The sequence below is a fragment of the Bacteroidota bacterium genome, assembly GCA_017303975.1.
In the GTDB taxonomy this organism is placed as follows: Bacteria; Bacteroidota; Bacteroidia; order JAFLBG01; family JAFLBG01; genus JAFLBG01.
In genome coordinates, this window is record JAFLBG010000005.1 from 47,704 (window position 1) to 66,840 (window position 19,137).

The 19,137-nt window shown below is 35.6% G+C and carries 17 protein-coding genes; 9 read left to right on the plus strand and 8 right to left on the minus strand.

The window, feature by feature from the left end:
• Positions 1 to 112: 112 nt before the first annotated feature.
• Positions 113 to 1,141 carry a PorP/SprF family type IX secretion system membrane protein gene (locus J0M08_03120; GenBank protein MBN8702027.1) on the minus strand — a complete coding sequence of 343 codons (1,029 nt, stop codon included), beginning with the start codon at positions 1,139 to 1,141 and terminating at the stop codon, positions 113 to 115.
• Positions 1,142 to 1,254: 113 nt separating this feature from the next.
• Here J0M08_03120 and kdsB point away from each other — a divergent pair, with 113 nt between their 5' ends.
• From kdsB to pyk, 3 genes are read left to right on the plus strand one after another with little or no spacing between them, the layout of a single operon-like run.
• Positions 1,255 to 1,995: a 3-deoxy-manno-octulosonate cytidylyltransferase gene (gene kdsB / locus J0M08_03125; GenBank protein MBN8702028.1), complete on the plus strand. Its 741-nt coding sequence runs from the start codon at positions 1,255 to 1,257 to the stop codon at positions 1,993 to 1,995.
• A gap of 27 nt (positions 1,996 to 2,022) precedes the next feature.
• A complete protein-coding gene (locus J0M08_03130) occupies positions 2,023 to 2,598 on the plus strand; it encodes a nicotinate-nucleotide adenylyltransferase (protein ID MBN8702029.1) in 576 nt (191 codons plus the stop codon).
• A gap of 41 nt (positions 2,599 to 2,639) precedes the next feature.
• Positions 2,640 to 4,076 (plus strand): pyruvate kinase, encoded by a 1,437-nt coding sequence (gene pyk, locus J0M08_03135; GenBank protein ID MBN8702030.1) that lies wholly within the window; start codon positions 2,640 to 2,642, stop codon positions 4,074 to 4,076.
• Here pyk and J0M08_03140 read toward each other — a convergent pair.
• Positions 4,069 to 5,139, minus strand: coding sequence for an anhydro-N-acetylmuramic acid kinase (locus tag J0M08_03140; GenBank protein ID MBN8702031.1), 1,071 nt, complete (start codon positions 5,137 to 5,139; stop codon positions 4,069 to 4,071). The genes pyk and J0M08_03140 overlap by 8 nt on opposite strands.
• 131 nt (positions 5,140 to 5,270) lie before the next feature.
• Here J0M08_03140 and J0M08_03145 point away from each other — a divergent pair, with 131 nt between their 5' ends.
• The 3 genes from J0M08_03145 (at position 5,271) to J0M08_03155 (ending at position 9,622) form a co-directional block, all read left to right on the plus strand.
• On the plus strand, positions 5,271 to 7,001 hold the full coding sequence (locus tag J0M08_03145; GenBank protein ID MBN8702032.1) for a T9SS type A sorting domain-containing protein: 1,731 nt from the start codon (positions 5,271 to 5,273) through the stop codon (positions 6,999 to 7,001).
• Positions 7,002 to 7,098: 97 nt separating this feature from the next.
• A complete protein-coding gene (locus J0M08_03150) occupies positions 7,099 to 8,238 on the plus strand; it encodes an acyl-CoA dehydrogenase (protein ID MBN8702033.1) in 1,140 nt (379 codons plus the stop codon).
• Positions 8,239 to 8,329: 91 nt separating this feature from the next.
• On the plus strand, positions 8,330 to 9,622 hold the full coding sequence (locus J0M08_03155; GenBank protein MBN8702034.1) for a TlpA family protein disulfide reductase: 1,293 nt from the start codon (positions 8,330 to 8,332) through the stop codon (positions 9,620 to 9,622).
• Here J0M08_03155 and J0M08_03160 read toward each other — a convergent pair.
• From J0M08_03160 to J0M08_03170, 3 genes are all read right to left on the minus strand, one after another.
• Positions 9,619 to 10,275 carry a DUF2238 domain-containing protein gene (locus tag J0M08_03160; protein ID MBN8702035.1) on the minus strand — a complete coding sequence of 219 codons (657 nt, stop codon included), beginning with the start codon at positions 10,273 to 10,275 and terminating at the stop codon, positions 9,619 to 9,621. The two genes, J0M08_03155 and J0M08_03160, sit on opposite strands and share 4 nt — an antisense overlap.
• Before the next feature lie 6 nt (positions 10,276 to 10,281).
• Entirely contained in the window at positions 10,282 to 11,346 is a 1,065-nt protein-coding gene (locus J0M08_03165; protein MBN8702036.1) for an acyl-CoA desaturase, read from the minus strand.
• 72 nt (positions 11,347 to 11,418) lie between these two features.
• On the minus strand, positions 11,419 to 12,600 hold the full coding sequence (locus J0M08_03170) for an amidohydrolase family protein (protein MBN8702037.1): 1,182 nt from the start codon (positions 12,598 to 12,600) through the stop codon (positions 11,419 to 11,421).
• 93 nt (positions 12,601 to 12,693) lie between these two features.
• Here J0M08_03170 and rlmN point away from each other — a divergent pair, with 93 nt between their 5' ends.
• The 3 genes from rlmN to J0M08_03185 are packed head-to-tail and all read left to right on the plus strand — an operon-like array spanning position 12,694 to position 15,193.
• Positions 12,694 to 13,782: a 23S rRNA (adenine(2503)-C(2))-methyltransferase RlmN gene (rlmN, locus tag J0M08_03175; GenBank protein MBN8702038.1), complete on the plus strand. Its 1,089-nt coding sequence runs from the start codon at positions 12,694 to 12,696 to the stop codon at positions 13,780 to 13,782.
• Between the two features lie 41 nt (positions 13,783 to 13,823).
• The gene (locus J0M08_03180) at positions 13,824 to 14,756 is read left to right on the plus strand and encodes a polyprenyl synthetase family protein (GenBank protein ID MBN8702039.1); all 933 of its coding nucleotides are present in this window, start codon (positions 13,824 to 13,826) and stop codon (positions 14,754 to 14,756) included.
• 5 nt (positions 14,757 to 14,761) lie between these two features.
• The gene (locus J0M08_03185) at positions 14,762 to 15,193 is read left to right on the plus strand and encodes a hypothetical protein (protein MBN8702040.1); all 432 of its coding nucleotides are present in this window, start codon (positions 14,762 to 14,764) and stop codon (positions 15,191 to 15,193) included.
• A gap of 6 nt (positions 15,194 to 15,199) precedes the next feature.
• Here J0M08_03185 and J0M08_03190 read toward each other — a convergent pair whose 3' ends face one another.
• The 3 genes from J0M08_03190 to J0M08_03200 form a co-directional block, all read right to left on the minus strand.
• Positions 15,200 to 16,594 (minus strand): PKD domain-containing protein, encoded by a 1,395-nt coding sequence (locus J0M08_03190; GenBank protein MBN8702041.1) that lies wholly within the window; start codon positions 16,592 to 16,594, stop codon positions 15,200 to 15,202.
• Between the two features lie 58 nt (positions 16,595 to 16,652).
• Positions 16,653 to 17,960: a UDP-N-acetylmuramoyl-tripeptide--D-alanyl-D-alanine ligase gene (locus tag J0M08_03195; protein ID MBN8702042.1), complete on the minus strand. Its 1,308-nt coding sequence runs from the start codon at positions 17,958 to 17,960 to the stop codon at positions 16,653 to 16,655.
• A 64-nt stretch (positions 17,961 to 18,024) separates the two neighbouring features.
• Complete coding sequence (locus J0M08_03200; GenBank protein ID MBN8702043.1) at positions 18,025 to 19,044, minus strand: PorP/SprF family type IX secretion system membrane protein; 1,020 nt, start codon at positions 19,042 to 19,044, stop codon at positions 18,025 to 18,027.
• Between the last annotated feature and the right edge of the window lie 93 nt (positions 19,045 to 19,137).

Sequence of the window (19,137 nt, forward strand, 5' to 3'; positions counted from 1 at the left end):
GCAAAGGTCGCAATTAGAAATGGTAAATCATATAGAATAACCATACTATTTACTTAACGCAAAATCAGACTAAAAAAGTCGAAAAAAAGAATTTATGGGAGCTTAAAAAATATTAAAAGCTAGGTTTAGAACGGTATGCAAACGGGCTTGGATTTACATATTTCAAACAAATTTCAAAACCACCTCGTCCTGAACTTGCTTCTTTCAGCGAAGATGTATTTACATCATACGAAATTCCAAAGGCATAATTTGCAATCTCCAACATACTTGTTACTACAAAAGCATCTTTAAACCGATAAAATCCGCCTAATGAAACGGCAGCACCTTTTACAAAGCCTGTATATTTAGAGTCTTCTTTAAGCATATAACGTGCCGCACAACCTGGAATAATTTCTTGCGATGGCCCTTGTCTGTTATACAAAAAGCTAGGAATAAGAGACACGTTGGTATTCTTAATTCCAATTTCAGACATACCATGCACTGTTATGCGCTGATACAACTTATCATTTGCTGCACTATAAAAGGAAGTCCGAGGTTTATTAACATGGTAAATAGATGCTCCGATGCTTGCTTTAATTCCATCGTTAGAGCTTATTGTTCGTTGCGAAGTTCCATAATTCCAAACTACACCTGCACCAAAATCCGGGTATATAAATGAACTACTTCCAACAGGTTCTCCGGTTGGTAGATTAGGGTCGTATTTACTTCCATCGTACTGATTGCCCCATTGCAACTTAGAAAAATCGATGCTTTTTTGTCCAAACCCTGCTTGCAAACCTGCGCCTAATGTACTTTTGGCAGAAGTATAAACATGGTAAGCAGCAGAAATATTTGCTTGTGTAGTTCCCATATTGGCATCTCCAGCTACATCCCTAAAAACATTAATTCCATAGCCCAAAAAGCCTTTCTCCCAACCCTTTCTAGAGTACTTGCCATCTGCCGATACTGCATACGTTTTATAGGGAGAAGCAACACTGCGCCACTGATCTTTATAATTTACAATTACCTGAATGTCCTTACTAGCACCTGCCATAGAAGGATTCATGGTTAATGGAGATTGCAAATATTGCGAAAAATGGATATCCTGAGCAAAGCTTGCGCAAAAATTTAGTAGAAAATAGAATGTAATTATTCTTCTCATTTGGCTATTTCTTATCGTTTCGAATCTAATATAATAGTTTATAGGTTAATAAACAATACTTGAATATACTCTTTTGGAGTAAGTAAACTTGTTTTATTATCTTATTTTTAGGTATGCAAATACTTGGAATAATTCCTGCTCGCTATGCTTCTACCCGATTTCCGGGAAAACCTTTAATTGACATTGCCGGAAAAAGCATGATACAAAGGGTGTACGAGCAATGTTTAAAATCAAATTTGCTAAGTACTGTTTATGTTGCTACAGACGACATTCGTATTGCAGAGCACATAACCCAATTTGGAGGAAATGTTGTAATGACATCGGAACAGCACACTTGTGGCACAGAAAGATGTTTTGAAACACTTACTCAACTGGGAGAAAAAGAATATGATGTTGTAATAAATATACAAGGAGATGAGCCTTTTATTAATCCGGAACAAATAGATATGTTGTGTAGCTGCTTTGATTCAGAACGTGTCGAAATTGCTACACTCGCAAAAAAATTAAACAATTCGTCCGATTTATTTAATCCTACTATTCCTAAAGTAGTACTAAACAATGTACATAATGCGATTTACTTTAGTCGACAGGCAATACCATATCTACGTGGGATAGAAGAAAACGAATGGATAAATAATCATATTTACTTTAAACACATTGGCATTTATGGCTACCGAAGCGATATTCTTAAAGAAATTGTTAGCCTACCTGCGGGAAAACTAGAAAAAGCAGAATCTTTAGAACAATTGAGATGGCTTGAAAACGGGTACAAAATAAAAGTGGCAATTACGAATTTCGAAAGTATTTCGATAGACACACCTGCAGATTTAGAAAGAGCATTAAAAATGATTTAATAATTAAAAACGTATACATCTAACAACGTGAAAATTGGTTTATTCTTTGGGTCGTTTAATCCTGTGCATATTGGGCATATGGTAATTGTTGGCCACATGGCAGAGTTTACCGATTTAGATGAGGTTTGGTTAGTTGTTTCTCCGCACAACCCCTTAAAAGAAAAAAGCTCGTTGTTGAATGACAAACATAGGTTGCAACTGGTAAAAGAAGCAATTGGAGATAATCTAAAAATAAAGGCCAGCAATATAGAATTCTCATTACCTCAGCCTTCATATACTATACATACATTAACATATTTAAAAGAAAAACACCCTTTGCATCAATTTGTGTTGCTTATGGGGAGCGATAATTTAGATACTTTTCACAAATGGAAAAACTATGAAATTATTCTAGAGAATTACGAGTTATATATATATCCCAGAAAAGAGGCCTCCGCGAGCAATTTGCAAAATCATAAAAATGTAAAAATGATTGGCGCTCCACTCATGGAGCTCTCCTCTACTTTTATCAGAAATTCTATTAAAGAAAAAAAAGATGTTCGATATATGCTGCCGGATGCCGTTTATAAGTACATCAAAGAAATGCACTTTTACGAAAAGTAATTCTTAAACGTTAACTTGTATATTCGTATTAAATAATAATTATGTCAACACAAACATTTTGGAGTAAAACAAAAATAGTAGCCACTATTGGCCCGGCATCCTCTAACAAAGATGTATTAAGAGATATGTTCCATGCAGGAGTTGATATTTGTCGTATCAATTTTTCTCATGGCTCTTACGATGTGGTGGGCGAAATTTTTTCAACCATACGCGAACTAAATAAAGAATTAAATTCGCATGTAGGTATTCTTGTTGATTTACAAGGGCCCAAACTTAGAATAGGCACCGTAGAAAACAATGGTGTTGATTTAATTGCCGGAAATAAACTTTTAATTACAACCAAAGAATGTATAGGCACGGCAGAAAAGCTATATATAACCTATCCTGAATTTCCTAAAGATGTAGAGGTAGGAAATACAGTGCTGATTGATGATGGAAAAATTTTATTGACCGTTCTAAAAACAAATGGGAAAGACGAAGTAGAAGCAGAAGTTGTAATTGGCGGACTTTTATCTTCTAAAAAAGGAGTAAATCTTCCAAACACAAAAATATCGCTACCCTGCTTAACGCCTAAGGATATAGAGGATTTGAACTACGCATTGGAAAATGATGTAGAATGGGTTGGCTTATCATTTGTGCGCAGCGTTACCGATGTGGTTGACTTAAAAGAATTAATAAAATCAAAAAAGAAAACTGCACGTGTAATTGCCAAAATAGAAAAGCCCGAAGCCATTCTTGAAATAGAAAACATTATAGATATGGCGGATGCCATAATGGTAGCACGCGGAGATTTAGGCGTAGAGCTGCCCATGGAGCAAGTGCCTGTTATTCAAAAAATGCTGGTAAACAAATGTATTCAGGCGTCAAAACCGGTAATTATTGCCACACAAATGATGGAGAGTATGATTACAAATTACTCCCCCACAAGAGCTGAAGTAAACGATGTGGCCAACGCTGTGATGGATGGTGCAGATGCAGTAATGTTAAGCGGAGAAACCTCTGTTGGTAAGTACCCTGCTCGTGTAATAGAGTATATGCAAAAAATTATTCACGAAGTAGAAAGAGAAGAGAATGTGTACTACCGAGAACATTCTCCTGTATTAAAAACACAAACTTTTATTTCTGATTCTATTTGCTACAATGCTTGTATAATGGCTAAACAAGCCGGAGTTAAAGCAATTATCTCTATGACAAACTCGGGCTACACAGCGTTTAAATTATCTAGCCACCGACCCAAAGCAAACATCTTTATTTTTACCGACAACAAATCACTACTTACTTCGTTGAGTTTGGTATGGGGCGTGCGAGGCTTTTACTACAACAAGTACGAAAGCACCGACAAAACAATTGCCGATTTAAAAAACTTTTTGAAGGACGAAGGGTATGTAAATGTTGATGATTTAATAATCAACATTGCCAGCATGCCAATGAAAGACAGAGGAAGAACAAACATGCTTAAATTAAGCTACATCAGCTAAGGTAAATACACCCGCCTACACTATTTGATTTTGCGCCTGTTACACTTGCTAATGTGTTTGTGTTTTCGCCTACACGTAACACTCCTAAAAATGCAAATATCAATGCTTCTTTAAACTGAATTGTAGTGTCTGTTGGAATAACAATACTAGCCGAAGTATAGTGCTTCACACGTTTCACTAAAAAAGAATTGTATGCTCCGCCACCTGTCAGCAATACTTTCGTGCTTTTTGCACTTGCAATACTTGCTCCAATTTGCATAGCAATATGTTCACAAAATGTAGCCAGTAAATCTGGAGGTGTTAATTTATACTTCTTTGTAATGGGAATGATTTTTTGCTCTACCCACTCCCTACCAAGGGATTTAGCGTGGTGTTGCATTTTGTAAAAGCTTAATTCATTTAATTGCTCCAACATTTTAAGATGAACCTTTCCCTTGGCTGCTTCTGCACCTTTGTTATCGTAAGGCTTTCCAAGCCGGGCAGCAAAATCATTCAATACTATATTTACGGGGCAAATATCATAGGCGATTCTTTGCTTATTGTGCTTATACGATACATTCGCAAAGCCACCTAAATTCAGACAAAAATCGTACTGCGGAAAAAGTAATTCATCTCCAATGGGAACTAAGGGAGCTCCTTGTCCTCCATTTGCAACATCTAACAAACGAAAATCGCACACCACAGGCATTTTAGCAACTGCTGCAATATGCGCCCCGGAACCAATTTGCAAGGTAAATCCATTTTGAGGTTGATGAAACACAGTATGTCCATGCGATGCAACATAATCTGCTTTAAGCTTGTGTTTTGTACAAAATGCATTTAGTTGTTGACCAATAAAAACACCAAAATCGGCATTTAGTTTAGTAAGTTGCATGCCGTTTAATTTATGAGCATCTAACAATTTAATCCTCCACTTTGGAGAATACGAAATAGTTTTGGCAGCATTCACTTTATAATTCCAAATTCCATTCTTCTTACTAAATGTACAATGCGCAATATCCAACCCATCTAGTGAAGTACCCGACATTACTCCAATAATTGTTACCCTCGATGTAAGACTCATGTTATTTCTCGACTTCTTTATATTTGAAATTGTAGTTGCTTGATTAAAAAAAACAATATATATTAAATTTTCAATTTTAAAAATACATCTATACAATTAACTACTTTAGTTAGATTACTAATTTTTTAGCAATGGCAAAACGTATCATTTTAGCTTTTTTTATCGGAGCAACTACATTGCCCAACTTTTTTACGGCACAAAACCTCTATTTTATTGGAAAGGTTGGAGGTGGCGGTACAGATCAAGGTAATGGAATAGTTTCCGACAAATTTAATAACAGCTATACCATAGGAACGTTTGAAGGGACTGTAGATTTTGACCCAAGTGCCAATACATCAATACTAACCTCAAACGGAGGAACAGATATATTTGTGTTAAAGTTAAATTTTAACGGAGGCTTTGTTTGGGCAAAGACCTTTGGTGGTATTAACAATGATGAAGGAACATCTATAGCACTTGACTCTACAGGTAATATCTATTTTACAGGATCATTCAAAGACAGTGTTGATTTTGACCCTGGAAGTGGAGTATATAACTTAGCATCTGTAGGATTTGAAGATATTTACGTGTGTAAACTAAATCCACAAGGAAATTTAATTTGGGCAAAGACTATCGGTAGTGCTGACACTGATGCTTCAACAGCAATAACCTTAAGTGATTCGGGGTATGTGTACCTCACAGGATATTTTAATGACCCTGCAGATTTCGACCCAAATACTGGAACTACAACGCTAACACCATCGGGCATAAATGATGCTTTTGTATGTAAGCTAGATACTTCGGGCAATTTTAATTGGGCAAAAAACATAGGTGGCACATTTTCTACACGTGCAAAATCTATTCAAGTTGATAATGTAGGTGCAATATATCTTGTCGGACAATTTGATTTTACAACCGATTTCGACCCTAGTCCTGCAAGCTCTTATTCAATTACCTCTTGGGGACAAACAGATGCTTTTGTTGTTAAATTAGACGCAAGCGGAAATTTAATTTGGGCTAAAAAACTAGGAGGATTGAGTGGAGAAGCCGCAACTGCATTAGCCCTATCACCCACATTTAATCATGTTTATATAGCCGGCTACTTTTCAGGAAGTGCTGATTTCGACCCCAGCAGCTCAAACTTTACACTTACTTCTAATGGATCGAGAGATATTTTTATATGCCAGTTAGACTCATCAGGCAATTTTAATTGGGCAAATCAAATCGGAGGCACATCTGTTTCCTATTTCGATGAACCTTATGGGATTTGTGCAAATTCAACAGGAGCATACTTCACAGGAAAAATTGGGGGTGGAGGAGCTATAGATTTTGACCCAAGTAACGCAACATATTTACTTACTCCAATTGGCAATTACGATATTTTTGTTTGCAAATTAAATACAAATGGATCTTTTGGTGGAGCATATAATGTTGGGGGAACTGCGCCCATCACAAAAAAAGGAAACGCAATCACATTAGACTCATGGGGAAACATACTAACCACAGGAGCATTTGCAGGAACTGTTGATTTCGACCCTGGATCAAGCAGTAATAATCTAGTAGCTTCCGGACCAACGGATTGCTTTATTCATAGCGTTACACAATCTGCTCTTTCAATTAATGATATCGAGAGACAAAACCAAGCCTTTCTTTTGTTTCCTAATCCAGCTAATGGGTTCATTCAACTAGTTATTCCACAAGAATATAGTGCTGATGAAGTAGTTGTTGTAAATGCATTAGGAACAACGCTACTAAGTTATTCTATTAACCAAAACGAAAGCACGATTCAAATCAACATCACCTCTATTTCGGACAACCTATCATTTGTTCAACTAAAAAACAAAGGTGTAACGCTTGCAACTCAAAAGTTGGTTATTTACTAATACCAACCATTTCACTGAACTTTATTTCTATAAACCTGTTTATATTTTGCTAAAATTCCTGTACGTTTGTTAATCAATAACTTAAACTAAACTATTTATGTTTTTTCAACTATCAGAAGAGCATTTACTAATACAAAAAGCAGCGCGCAATTTTGCAAACGATGTATTAAAACCCGGAGTAATTGAGCGCGATGAGCATCAAAAATTTCCGGAGAAAGAAATAAAAGAACTGGGCAAGCTTGGCTTTTTAGGAATGATGGTTGACCCCAAATACGGTGGTGGTGGAATGGATACCATTTCCTATGTGTTGGCAATGGAAGAAATATCTAAAGTTGACGCCTCTGCATCGGTAGTGATGTCTGTAAACAACTCTCTTGTTTGTTGGGGATTAGAACAGTTTGGAACAGAGGAACAAAAACAAAAATATTTAACTCGTTTAACTACCGGAGAAATTATAGGCGCATTCTGTTTATCAGAGCCGGAAGCAGGTTCCGATGCTACCTCACAGCGCACTACTGCTATTGACAAAGGCGACCATTATTTATTAAACGGAACAAAAAACTGGATTACAAACGGAAGCAGCGCTTCTGTATATTTAGTAATTGCACAAACCTATCCGGAAAAAGGACACAAAGGAATTAATGCATTTATTGTTGAGCGCGGAATGCCGGGCTTTCAAATTGGTCCTAAGGAAAACAAACTAGGAATTAGAGGATCCGATACGCATTCATTGATGTTTACCGATGTAAAAGTTCCAAAAGAAAATAGGATTGGAGAAGATGGTTTTGGATTTAAGTTTGCCATGAAAACCTTAGCCGGTGGGCGAATTGGAATTGCATCACAAGCATTAGGTATTGCATCCGGAGCATATGAACTAGCATTGGCTTATTCAAAAGAAAGAAAAGCATTTGGAAAAACAATTTCACAACACCAAGCTATCCAGTTTAAACTAGCCGATATGGCCACTGAAATTGAAGCAGCTCGATTACTATGCTTAAAAGCTGCTTGGTTAAAAGATCGTCATTTAGATTACGTATCTGCAGGTGCAATGGCAAAAGTTTTTGCATCAAGAGTTGCTATGGAAGTAACTGTAGAAGCGGTTCAAGTGCATGGTGGATATGGGTTTGTAAAAGAATACCATGTAGAACGTTTAATGCGTGATGCAAAAATTACACAAATTTATGAAGGAACAACAGAGGTGCAAAAAATTGTAATCTCTAGATCGGTATTGGCATAGAATATTTTTTATAATGATAAAAAACTTTTTCGGGGTACTATCCCTCGTATTTATAGCTTTTTTAGGGAAAGCACAACAAAGTAACATAATCTTGTCAGGAAAAATTATGCATGCTAAAGCCGATTCAGGCTTTATTGCCGACCCAAATAAAAAAACGGTAGCTATATTTAATGTTTCCAAAAAGGGAGAGTTCAACACCACATTTTATGCCACAAGTGGGTATTATACTTTCAATTATGGCGAGGAATATACCAATGTTTATTTGAAACCCGGATTTAACCTACAAATTACACTCGACACCAAAGAGTTTGATGAGAGTATAAAATACAAAGGTGTAGGGGCTGCCGAAAATAATTATTTAGCCGAAAAACTATTGTTAGATGCTAAGTTGGAAAAAGTAAACAATTACGAATACTACGGAAAACTAACAGAGGCCCCCTTCCTACAACTTACCGACTCTGTATACAAATTATATGTTAATTTATTTAACGCGCACAAAGATTTTTGCTCCGATTTTCGAGAGCTCGAACTAAACAAACTACTCATTAGTAAAACATTTAAACTTGCAGATTATAGAATGATTCATGCCTACGTTACTAAAAATGACTCATTTAAAACCTCTTCTAGTTATCCAAATCCATATGCAGATTTTGATGTGAATAACGATAAATTATTGAGTATGCCCGGCTTCATTGAACTTTTAGAAAGATACTATAACGAAAAATACAGTAATGGCGCAAAAGACTCTTCCGACTATTTTCTTTCGTACTTAAATTTTCTTGACAAAACGGTTGAAAATAAAATTATAAAAGAAGAATTAGCCTTTAAATCTGCTAAAATGGGCATTAGCTACACAAAAGAATTAAATCAATATTACAATCTTTATACATCAATAGCTACGAATAAGGAGCAAAAGGAACGCATTGCAATAAAGTACGAAAAACTAAAAAAAATAACCAGAGGCCTACCGTCTCCAAAATTTGAATTGGTGGACATAAACGGTAAGATGGTTAGCCTTGACAACCTTAAAGGAAAATACGTATATATTGATGTTTGGGCAACTTGGTGTGGACCCTGCAAAAGAGAAATTCCGCATTTGAAAAAGTTGGAAGATGATTTCCATTCAAAAAATATTGCTTTTGTAAGTATTTGTGTGTTCGATAAAAAAAATAATTGGGAGAAAATGGTGAAAGAAAAAGAATTAAAAGGAATTCAATTATTTACCGACAATAAGGAAGAACCATTCATCAAAAGTTATGTAATAGAAGGCGTTCCGCGCTTTATATTGTTAGATACCGATGGAAATATTATTGACTCTAACGCATCAAGACCATCGGAGCCAACAACAAAATCTACACTCGAAAAATTAGTTGGGAAAAACTAAGCTTGTTTAGCCTTATTTATTTTGAACACTTTCTTTACAATAGATATAATTGTAGTTGCGAGTATGGCGCCTAATGTGGCCAAAAACATATCTTTTTGTGCATCCCAAATATCACCTTGTGTGCCTAAATAAGCATCTCCTTGTGCTTTAAAGAACACATCTGCAACAGCCCATTCTATGAGCTCGTACAATCCACTAATGGAAAGGGTAATCTCAATTGGTAATGCCCAAGATACCCATGTAGGAAATTTAAGCCAGTTCATAAACGCCTCTCGTAATGGATAGGCTAATAAAAAACCAAAACTAAAATGCACTATTCTATCGTAATGATTTCTTTCTGACTGAAACACCCCCTGAAGCCAATAACCAAAAGGATTTTCGGCATAGGTATATTTTGAACCATATACATGCAAACTTAAATACACACAAAAAAGTAAACAACTTAAATCGCTAAATTGATGTTTTCTATACGTAAAAATTAAAAAGAATAGAAACAGAAAAACAAGCGTGTTTTCTAAAATCCAGTTACTAATGTCTGAAGTACCAATAAATGAAGAAACCCAAACCGATAGAAAAGCAATTATAAATAACTGCAACCACCTATTTGAAAGCAGCGGTGTTCTAAAATCGGAAATTGCATTTGAAAACTTCATTGAAAACTAGGCTACACCTACTCGCTTTAAATATAGTAAATGTGATTTTACAGCCGATACAACTGTAGGAAACTCTTTGTATGCAACATTAAACTCTTTACATGTATCCTTAAGAATCTGGTTTATCTTTGGATAATGTACATGACTAATTTTAGGGAATAAATGGTGTTCTACTTGAAAATTTAAGCCTCCCAACATCCAAGTAACAATTTTACTTTTTGTGGCAAAGTTAGCAGTGGTATTAATTTGATGAATAGCCCATTCTGTATCCACCACTCGCTCTCCAGACTTTACGAAGCTTACATCTTCGATAACGTGTGCCAGTTGAAAAACAACTGCAATTGTTAAACCTGTAACAAAAACCGCAATACCGTAGCCAACAAGCGTTTGAACAAATCCAACAAAATAAATAGGCAATACTAAAAACGCAGCAATATAAAATAGTTTTGTTACCCAAAAAATAACATGTTCCTTTAAAGACATTTTTTGAAGCTTGGTATCAATAGCTATTTTACTTGAAAAATATTTTTTGAAATCTTGATAAAAAATCCAAAATAGATAGGTAACTCCGTACAAAAGGAGCCCATAAATATGTTGGAATCTGTGAAACCAATATTTCTTCTGTTCTAAATGAATGCGCATAAATGGACGGATATCAATATCATCATCCAACCCTTCCACATTAGTGAAGGTATGGTGATTTACATTGTGTTTCAACTTCCATAAATAGGTTGCGCCCCCCATCATATTGAGTGAGTATGCCATTGTTTCGTTTAACCATTTGTACTTTGAGTAGCTGCCATGAGCACCATCGTGCATAATATTAAAACCAATTAATGCCATGCATAATCCTAAAAAAGAACAAATTGCTATGCTTATTAATATTGATGGAGTAAAAAACACAAGGATAATATAAGATGCAAAAAATGCAGCTAAAAGAATTACTGTCTTAGCATACAACTTGAAATTCCCGGTTGATTTAATATTATTTTGTTTAAAATAAGAATCGACTCTTTTTCGAAGCTCGGAAAAGAATACCATGTTTTGAGTAGAAAATTTAACTGTTGACATTATACATTTACTTTAATACGTGAATTTAAGCAAATAAAGCCCTTTTTACAATTTAAACTAATTATTTAACACTTATTTTATTAACCGTGATTTGCTCGAAAAATTTAATTGTTGTCCGGAAACACCTTCAATCAAAACAACACCGGGCTTTTTGCCTTTCTCAAAGCTACCGAACTGTTTTTCGACTCCCAAATATTTTGCCCCATTGTAGGTTGCTTGCTTAATAAGTATTTCCAGCGAAACTGAGGGAATCGCATTTTGTATTGTTTTAATTTCTTCGAAAATCGATAGTCCATTATTAGAAGCTAGACTATCTGTCCCAATTGTAATTTGAGCATTCCCCTCCAAAAACAAAGTAAAATCAGGCAATTTATTCTCTATGTACAAATTTGCTTTGGGACAAAAGCACCAAAACAACTGTTCCATTTCCCAATTGTGCAGCGCCCAAGCAATATCTTCTTTTGATGTGAACGTATTGTGTACCAGCAATAGATTGCTGCCTTTTTTAAACAGCGGAAGTATCGATTGCAAAGAACTTTTCCCGGTAGCTTTCCAAAAGTCAGTCTCAATGCCAAATGCATGTAATCTGTCTAAAACAGCACCTTGCTTCTCTTTAAAAAATAAATTTTCATTCTCCGATTCTTGATTGTGTATAGTAAGCAATTTGTTATCTATTTGATTTATCTTCTCCATCAGCTTTCTAGACAGCGAATATGGGGCATGTGGTGTTATAGAAACGTGTTCGGAAATGTTCTTTTTGTAAAAATCATACAACTGCATGCCATGGGAAAATGCTGCTTCTGCTCTATTTGGATGAAAGCCATACAATTCAATAAAAGTATGATAATGTATCTTATCGTTTCTTTTGCAAGCAAATGAATGATTTGTATTCGAAATGTCTCCAACGGCAACAATTCCATTTGCGTGCATTTCAGCAGAAGCATTTTCAATGGCCAACATAATTTGTTCCGTGGTGAAATTATTTCGCACCTCAGTTAATTGCTGAATAAAGGTATCTAGTCCTGTCTGTGGCTTAATTAAGCCTTTTAAATAGGATAGTTCTAAATGGCAATGTGTATTCACAAAGCCGGGGCAGATAGCTCCCTTGTATTTTGAAATTTTAGTTTTATCACCAAAAAATTTATCTTCCTGCAACACTTCTATCACGGTTCCATCGTTCTCAACAACCACAATACCATTAGGGATAACCCCATTGGAAACTGTGTAAAGTAAATCGGCTTGAAAAAATTGCATATCTAAAAGTACAAAGTAAATAACATCTTTAGTATTTAAGTCAACTAAATTACTGCTATGAATAAACCTATTATTCGTAACTTTACGGTTCTTATGGCAGATAGTACATCAACTAAAAAAAATATTCGTTCGCTTACTTTAGAGGAGTTGAAAGATTTTTTTATTGCACATAACGATAAAGCCTTTCGAGCCAAGCAAGTATATGAATGGTTATGGAAAAAGGCAGCCACCTCTTTTGCAGACATGACGAACCTTTCGAAAGACACACGCTCTTTACTGGAAAATAATTTTTCGTTTCCAATTGTAAAAATTCACGAGTTTCAGGTTAGTTCAGACCGCACTATAAAAAATGCATTTAAACTTTATGACAATAATATTGTAGAAGGCGTTTTAATTCCCACAAAGGAGCGAATGACAGCTTGTATATCCTCTCAAGTTGGATGTAGTTTAACGTGTAAGTTTTGTGCCACAGGTCGTTTAGAAAGGTTACGAAATTTAGACGCTGAAGAAATTTTCGATCAGGTAGTTTTAATAAGAAATCAATCGTTAGAAAAATACAACATACCACTTTCCAATATTGTATACATGGGCATGGGCGAGCCTTTGCTTAACTATAAAAATGTTTGGGAGTCAATAGAAAGGATTACTTCTCCAGACGGGCTTGGCATGTCGCCACAGCGTATTACTGTATCTACTGCGGGTATTGCCAAGATGATAAAAAAACTGGGCGATGATGGAGCTAAATTCAATTTGGCACTATCTCTGCATGCCGCTAATGATGAGAAGCGTAACAAAATTATGCCGATTAATGAATCGAATACATTAGATGCGTTAGCAGAGTCGTTAAACTATTTTTACGAAAAAACAGGAACACGTGTAACCTTTGAATACATTATATTTAAAGACTTTAACGACACCGTAAAAGATGCGCAAGAATTGGTTGATTTTGCGAGACGAGTTCCTGCAAAAATTAATATTATTGAGTACAACCCAATTGATGGGGGCGAATTTTTTCAAACAACAAACGAACGATTGGTGGCGTTTGTAGCGCACTTAGAAAGAAATGGACTTATTGTAAATGTAAGAAGAAGCCGAGGAAAAGATATTGATGCAGCATGTGGACAATTGGCCAACAAAAACAAAGAAGGCTTTGAAAGTAGAAAACTAAAAGAAAAAAGCTAGTGCTAAATATAGATACCATAAAAGAACCTATTGCAGCAGAAATGGACTTGTTTGAAAGCAAGTTTAAAGAGGCGATGAAAAGCCAGGTTCCGCTATTAGACAAGATAACATACTATATCATAAAACGAAAAGGGAAACAAATACGCCCCATGTTTGTTTTTCTGTCGGCTAAAATGCTAGGTCCTATTTCAGAATCAAGCTACAGAGCTGCTTCACTCATAGAATTACTGCACACCGCAACATTAGTGCACGATGATGTAGTGGACGACTCATACGAACGCAGAGGTTTTTTTTCTATCAACGCATTGTGGAAAAACAAAATTGCTGTATTAGTTGGCGACTACCTTTTATCTCGAGGACTACTTCTTTCTGTGGATAATGGTGAGTTTAAACTATTGCAAATTGTATCTACTGCAGTTAGAGAAATGAGCGAAGGTGAATTACTACAAATTGAAAAAGCCCGAAAACTAGACATTGCCGAAGATGTATATTTTGATATTATTCGTCAAAAAACAGCTTCCCTAATTGCCTCTTGCTGTGCAGCCGGAGCATGCTCTGTAGGTGCGACAGACGACACGATTGAAACCATGAAAAAATTTGGAGAATGCGTAGGCATTGCTTTTCAAATAAAAGACGACTTGTTTGATTATGGCGATGGAAAGGATATCGGAAAGCCTGTTGGAATTGATGTGCAAGAAAAAAAACTTACACTACCTATTATTTACGCCCTAAAACAAGCAAGTTTCATAGAGAAACGAAAAATGATTTCTATTATAAAAAACTACAATACAGACGAAAATAAAATAACTGAACTATTTAATTTTGTAATAGAAAAAGGTGGCATAACGTATGCTGAACAGAAAATGTATGAATACAAAGAAAAAGCATTAAATCATTTGCAACACTTTGAAAACAATACGTACAAACAATCGCTTATTAATTTGGTGAATTTTACGATCGAAAGAAAAAAATAATTCTTATGAAGTTTTTTAATTATTTATCTCTCCTACTTATATGGTGCATTTCTGCATGTACTACCGAATCGGCTAAACAAACAAACAACAACAATACCGATACCGCAAGTATAGCAACCACATCTGTTGCTGCTAGTAAAGAAAAAGCTCCAGTATATAACGGAGTACACGAAGAAAAATATTCGAATGGGGTATTAAAAATGAAGGGCGAATACGCTGGTGGGTTGCGACAAGGACAATGGTTTGCGTGGTACGAAGACGGAAAACTATGGAGTGAATGTTTTTACACCAACGGACTTCGAGATGGAGCAAACATTGTTTATTACCCAAACGAAATTAAACGATACGAAGGCTTTTTTAAAGACGACAAACCAACCGGTGTTTGGAAATTTTATGATGAAACGGGCAAACTGACTGAAGAAAAAAAATACGAATAGAAAAATTTACTCTATCAGCAATTTTTTAGCGCCCAATACACCTCCATTACTATCCAATCCAACCAAGGTATAAAGCCCTTTATTAGCAATAGTTACAGACAATATAACGTTTGGTTTCACTAAATAACTTCCAATAGCTTCTCCTAATATATTTAAAACTACAATATTCAGTTCTGTTGAATAGTTTGTTTTTATTGAAACAACTCCACTACTTGGATTTGGGAAAACAGTTATATCCTTTTGAAAATAATCGGTTACAGATAAATTAGCACCAACATTAATCGCAAAGTAAGAAGTATCTGCACAGGCACTATTGGAAGCAACTAGTGTTATAGTATATGAGCCAGGAGTAGTGTATGTGTGATTTGTGCTTGCTCCTAATTGGTTTGATGTTGCATCTCCAAAATTCCATAAGAAATTTATACCAACAGTATTAGCTGTTGCAGAGTAATTCAAATTTTGGGCTGCGTGTATAGAAGAAGGTATAGAGGCATTGGCATTCAAGATAAATAAGGATTTCAAATTTTTACTTGTTGAGCCATGTCTTGGGTTAATCGTACTCAATCCTGAACACCAAACACCGTCATTGTCAATAATAGTGGCACCGGCAACGGATGCCCCCAGAGATTTTGTTCTAAACTCAACTCGCTGAATGCCATTTGGCAACTTGTTGGGAATAATTGTAGCCCAGTAATAATCAATCGTATCAACATCTCTGTAATACTGTATGTAAGAGGAAATATTTTTCTGCACAATCCCATCCTTCTCAATTACTGCAATTGATATCGGCCGTCCCGAGCCAGCTGTATTGTCATATAACAAAGCAAAATCTTTTGTATTTAACAGTGTTCCAGTTACGCTATCTATCAAAGAAGAACACTGCAATGTATCACTTGCTACATTTCCAAAATTTACTACTCGTACTAAATAGCTAGATGCCTTAATTCGTGTAGCAACAGAATTGCCACCCATGCCATCATTTATATTTATTTGTGGGTACACAAATTTTCCGGGTGTAAAGCGATCATTCCCGGTTGGCTCTAAACCAAACCACCCTTTGTATACACCAGCAGAATCTGTTTTCAATGAATCGTAATTGCCCAAAGTTGCAACAGAAAGCGAAGTAGAACGCAAAAAAGAATTACCTAGTGCATTAATTAAAATTGGATTACCGGCCCCATTACTAGAAGGAGAACTATTCAAAGTATCAATCGTTGTGTAATACCTGTATGTTGTATCCGGAATTAATCCGCTGATTTCTGCCCAAAAATAAAATGGAACTCGCTCATTATTGGTAGTGCTTTTTCCTTGAATAAACTGCGGAACAATAGCACTACTAATTGTTTGAGAGGTTGCAACTGCTGCGATAACAATAAAAGCAACTAGTAATATTTTCTTCATATTCATGTTTTTTACCGTGTTGTATCTTATCTTTTGTAGGTAATTTAATTTGATAAAGTTATAAAACTTCCTTTAACTCTTCTAGCCGTATTCCCCGCGAACCTTTTAATAGAATTGTGCTATCTAAAATAGGATTCTCTTTAATCCAGTCGGCCAATGCTTTGGTGGTAGCAAATTTTTTATAAGTACTCGGAGCCGCTGTTTTTCCAAACTCATTGCCAACTAAAAAAACGGTTTGTAGTTTTTTTGATTGCATAAATCTAACCATTTCTTCGTGTTCACTTTCACTAAAAGAACCCATTTCAAGCATATCGCCTACAATTACAATTTTGGATGGAGACTCAATCTCTACAAAGCTTTCAATTGCAGCAGACATACTTGATGGATTGGCATTATACGCATCCATGAATAACACATTTTTTGGTGTCTTAATTACTTGAGACCTATTGTTGCTGGGGACATATTCTTCTATGGCACTTTTTATCAACTCGTTGCTAACTTCAAAATAATGTCCAACAGCTACTGCTGCTAATATATTCGGCAAATTATATTTACCAATCAAATTTGTTCTAATGCCAACTTGTGACGGGAGTGAATGCGCATATCTAAGAAACACATCAACGTGCAAAAATGGTTGATTCCCTGTAACATTGCCCCGTACAGAGGAATCTTGGGAAACTCCGTACGTAATTCGCTTCAACTGCTTACTTAGTGTATTTAGTACACTATCATCTTCATTCACAAAAGCAAATCCATTTTTCGTTTTTAAATAATCGTACAATTCATTATTCGAAGCTATTACACCTTCTATGCTACCAAATCCTTCCAAATGATCTTTTCCGTTATTGGTAACAATACCAAAATTGGGCTGAGCAATGGTGCATAGAAATGCGTTTTCTCCGGCATGATTAGCACCCAATTCTATTACAGCCAGCTGATGGTCGGCTTTAATTTCTAGGATACACAATGCAACCCCAATATGATTGTTCAAGTTTCCGGGAGTAGAATAGGTATTGTATTGTTTTTTTAAAACTGCACTCATTAACTCCTTTGTTGTCGTTTTGCCATTACTTCCGGCAATAGCAATAACAGGGATTTGCAACACACTTCTGTGGTAGCGAGCCAAATCTTGTAATGTCGTTAAAACATCGTTTACTAAAATATATTTTTCATTTAAAACAACATCGGGCTCATCCACAATAGCAAATGCGGAACCTTGCTCTATTGCTTGTTTTGCAAACGTATTTGCATTAAAATTTGGACCTTTTAGTGCAAAAAACAATCCTCCTTGTTTTATTTTTCTTGTATCAGTACAAATGATAGGGTGTTTTAAAAAAACACGTTCGTATAGTTCTTGTATGGTCATACTCAAATTTACAATAAGTGTAGTAAAGTTTTAGAAATAAAAACAATAAAAGGGAAAACAAAACCTAGTTAGAAAATGCACCTTTGTAAAGCAATGACACTTCTAAGCCTCCACGAAAGACCGTAGCAGCACGTAATTTAGAAACATTGACATCATAACTAAACCCTAGTAACAAAGACTTTTGCAACTCAAATGCAGCATTCACAATTATCGCATCTCTTAATCTGTAATGTATTCCCAACATAACTGCAGAAGAAGTTGTTCGGTCGGTATAAACCAAATCGGAGGCATTGTCTTTTCCAATTATATACTTAACCATACTTCCTGCAATAATCTCGGAAAAAGGGCCTTGCCTTACAAGCAAGAGATTGGGCAATGCAAACAAATTCTTACCGGAGCCCATACGAATTTGAAAATTTAAATTTGCAATTATTTTAGCTGGTAATTTATTTCCTTCTTTGGTTCCGTAAAAACTAATATCCGGCTTATTTAGATGGTATACAGCAAGACCTGCATTTGATTTAAAATCGGCAAACTTATTTATGTACGACCAAGCCGCACCAGCTCCAATATCCAAATAGTTCTTCTTTTGATTGCCAAACAATTCGCCCGATGACAGGGATGGATCGTAATAATTCCCGTTGTATTGGCTATCCCATTTTAAATTATCGTTATACGAAATACTTTTTTGCCCAAAAGCTCCTTCCGCACCAAAATAAAATGACGTATTGCTACTAACTCGCATTGTATAAGATGTTCCAAGTGCTACGCGATTCGTTTTTAATGCTGCACTTCCTGATTTGTCATTAAAAAAACTAATGCCAACTCCCACACGCTTTGCAGGCAAAGCTAATTCTGCCGATGCAAACATGGTTTTATAACTATCATCAACTACCTGCCATTGATTTTTATAATTGGTCGTAAACCTATAATCTCCTTTAAACACGCCAATATTAGCAGGGTTTAGCATGGTAGGATTAAAATAGAATTGAGAAAAGTGTATGTCTTGCGCCTTTGTAAATGGATTGAGTAGTAAGCATATGATAATTAGTAATAGATGTCGCTTAAAAAAAAGCATACGCATATCACCCCTCACAAAAAGGATCAATAGGATACTATTCTTTTTACTATTTATAGAATTCCTAATACGCATTTATTTTACCATCTACTAACTACT

Coding starts and splice junctions, on each gene's coding strand:
- J0M08_03180 (MBN8702039.1), top strand. CDS start 13,824: ATGGACTTGTTTGAAAGCAAGTTTAAAGAGGCGATGAAAAGCCAGGTT.
- J0M08_03185 (MBN8702040.1), top strand. CDS start 14,762: ATGAAGTTTTTTAATTATTTATCTCTCCTACTTATATGGTGCATTTCT.
- pyk (MBN8702030.1), top strand. CDS start 2,640: ATGTCAACACAAACATTTTGGAGTAAAACAAAAATAGTAGCCACTATT.
- kdsB (MBN8702028.1), top strand. CDS start 1,255: ATGCAAATACTTGGAATAATTCCTGCTCGCTATGCTTCTACCCGATTT.
- J0M08_03165 (MBN8702036.1), bottom strand. CDS start 11,346: ATGTCAACAGTTAAATTTTCTACTCAAAACATGGTATTCTTTTCCGAG.
- J0M08_03160 (MBN8702035.1), bottom strand. CDS start 10,275: ATGAAGTTTTCAAATGCAATTTCCGATTTTAGAACACCGCTGCTTTCA.
- J0M08_03140 (MBN8702031.1), bottom strand. CDS start 5,139: ATGAGTCTTACATCGAGGGTAACAATTATTGGAGTAATGTCGGGTACT.
- J0M08_03200 (MBN8702043.1), bottom strand. CDS start 19,044: ATGCGTATGCTTTTTTTTAAGCGACATCTATTACTAATTATCATATGC.
- J0M08_03195 (MBN8702042.1), bottom strand. CDS start 17,960: ATGACCATACAAGAACTATACGAACGTGTTTTTTTAAAACACCCTATC.
- J0M08_03150 (MBN8702033.1), top strand. CDS start 7,099: ATGTTTTTTCAACTATCAGAAGAGCATTTACTAATACAAAAAGCAGCG.
- J0M08_03145 (MBN8702032.1), top strand. CDS start 5,271: ATGGCAAAACGTATCATTTTAGCTTTTTTTATCGGAGCAACTACATTG.
- J0M08_03190 (MBN8702041.1), bottom strand. CDS start 16,594: ATGAAGAAAATATTACTAGTTGCTTTTATTGTTATCGCAGCAGTTGCA.
- rlmN (MBN8702038.1), top strand. CDS start 12,694: ATGGCAGATAGTACATCAACTAAAAAAAATATTCGTTCGCTTACTTTA.
- J0M08_03170 (MBN8702037.1), bottom strand. CDS start 12,600: ATGCAATTTTTTCAAGCCGATTTACTTTACACAGTTTCCAATGGGGTT.
- J0M08_03120 (MBN8702027.1), bottom strand. CDS start 1,141: ATGAGAAGAATAATTACATTCTATTTTCTACTAAATTTTTGCGCAAGC.